Here is a 2,318-nt window from a genome sequence, read left to right on the forward strand (position 1 = left end):
TGCATGCTTGTCTTTGCATGCCAGTACTCTTCTTCGAAAATCTAGACTGTAACCCATCTCAATTCTACCTTGTCATTGGGATTTAGGTATTATGACACAGTATTATGATTCTGCTATAGATCCTTATATGCCAGTTAAAAATATACCAGAAGAGTACTCAGATAATATTAATAAGGTAAGAAGTGCTATTGTGAATAATGTAAGCGCTATCAGACCGTTACAGGATACAAGAACAAACACGGCGGTTGATTCTGATATCGTGTTTGGTGCCGCATATCCGTGCATGTGCATATTAGAAGGTTTTACCCCAGAGATCATTGCATTAAGAATAGAACAAGCTCTAAACAATATATATACAGAGCATAGAAAAAATGATGAATGGAAAACATACATTAAAGCCTTTGGCGGATACTCTTTAGTTGAAAAAATGGCGATGCAGAATAAAAAAGGTCAAGGGCAATATCGCAAAAATGATGAGCAAAAAGGAACTTACAAACTAATTGGGCTACTTGTACTACTACTTCAAGAAAAAACTATAAATGGCTGTCAACCATCAAACAATTACGGCTCAATAGGTAAACCTAACAAGAAAAAAATTTATGAGGATATCGAAAATTTAGTTAAAAAAATGAACGAAGACTTGTTAGCTGACGGAATGAACAAAGACTTTTTAGGCGGTGTTGGGTCCTCCACATTCTATGACAAACTAAGAGATGCTGATTACTACTTAAATGAGAGCAATGAACAATTGGTTCATAAACAATAGACTACTAAATCACCATAAACCTATCCATGAATATTGTTGCTTGCAAAGTAAGCAACAATGACGAGCAGTAATGAACAATGATGGTCAATGTTACTCATGGTATGACACGGTTTTATATGGTGTTACATGATTACTAACCCCACCTACCACATAAATAACATAAGACATTGATATATTTAAAATAATTACAAGCTTTTTGATTTTCATTCTAATCTTTAAAATTCATCACTAACCTTATTTTTTAATGGATTAAAATAGTTTCAATGGATTCCATTCTTGGTGGAAATCGTGTTTTTTAAGCCCTAGAATGCTCCTAACGCGTCACAACAGAGATAGGCATAACATAGGGAGGCTAGAGGCAGCATGACGAAGCAGAAAAATCCACGCATGAAAAAGACAAGCCCATACCCTGAAATCGGTAATGCACGTAAACGCCATACCGCTGATTTTCTGGGTATATCTGATTCAACGTTACACCGTTGGGTTAAAGATAAAAAGATACCGCAACCTTTTGAGTTAGAGGATGGTTTCTTTGTATTTGATGCAGAGGAAATACGTAAATGGGTAGAAAGTAAAAAATCACAAAGAGAATCAATATAGTTATATAAATTTATTTATAACTTTATTGATTTATTTTAATGATAAATTAAATCTCATCCAACATAACTAACAAACCCAAAAAAACATCAATTAAATAGGTGTTGAATTTTTACGCCCATATATAACCAAAAAAGGATACAGGTTATGAATGAAGTATCATTCTATAAAGATGAAAATCTATCATATATTTTTAACTACAAGCTCATACCATTTGAAGAGAACGGCAAGGATACCGGGTTTATGATTCGAACCATTGAATTATATCAACTGGCAAAGATGAAAGATTCAATCAAAAAATTCACTAAACTCACAGGGTTTAACTTTGATAACCTGATCCCCTCTGTGGAGGAAATAAAGCTTCTTATTAAGAGAGGGAGAAGTGTTGTATCAAATTATTCAAAGCTGCCTGAAAAAGAGGAGGCCGAGCTGAACAGTCTTGTTGACATATTAAACAATGCTCAAAACGGTAAAATAAAAAACCCTAACAGCTATTCTATCAGTAACCGAGCTTGGATTACGGATATGCATCACGCCGTAGAAAGGAAAAAAGACTCTATTAAAAATGAGAAATCTAAACTGGAGAAAATCAATGGTCTCTATGATTTATTATACACTGTTATTGAATGGTTATTATCCGAAAAAGAAACAGGGTTTAGAAAAGAATTATTAGAGACCATTCCTAGAAAAACAGGATATTTAAACGCTTTATTATCCGAAATGAACTAGGATTATAGCCGACCATGTAAATTAATTATGTCAGCGACGGATGAGTTAGAACATTGTATTAATAAAGTCATTAATCAATGCGCTGCGCCAACAGATAAATATACATTACGCAATACTCCAATTTATAAAAGTCTTGGATTCGCCTAATAAGTGCAATTTCTAAGAAAGGCGGTCAGTTGCTATAGTAGGCATCTTTCTCGCCAAAGGAAAATGCGCTATGGCCTAT

3 protein-coding genes are annotated in these 2,318 nt (G+C 34.1%); all 3 read left to right on the plus strand.

Features of this window, described 5'->3' with window-relative positions; all coding sequences use genetic code 11:
• Positions 1-91 precede the first annotated feature (91 nt).
• The 3 genes from BM329_RS14115 (at position 92) to BM329_RS14125 (ending at position 2,092) form a co-directional block, all read left to right on the plus strand.
• Positions 92-766, plus strand: coding sequence for a hypothetical protein (locus BM329_RS14115; protein WP_245759103.1), 675 nt, complete (start codon positions 92-94; stop codon positions 764-766).
• 363 nt (positions 767-1,129) lie between these two features.
• Complete coding sequence (locus tag BM329_RS14120) at positions 1,130-1,366, plus strand: helix-turn-helix transcriptional regulator (protein WP_092554429.1); 237 nt, start codon at positions 1,130-1,132, stop codon at positions 1,364-1,366.
• A 144-nt stretch (positions 1,367-1,510) separates the two neighbouring features.
• Positions 1,511-2,092: a hypothetical protein gene (locus BM329_RS14125; RefSeq protein WP_245759104.1), complete on the plus strand. Its 582-nt coding sequence runs from the start codon at positions 1,511-1,513 to the stop codon at positions 2,090-2,092.
• The last annotated feature ends 226 nt before the right edge of the window (positions 2,093-2,318 follow it).

It is taken from the genome of Xenorhabdus koppenhoeferi (genome assembly GCF_900116635.1).
Classification (GTDB): Bacteria; Pseudomonadota; Gammaproteobacteria; order Enterobacterales; family Enterobacteriaceae; genus Xenorhabdus; species Xenorhabdus koppenhoeferi.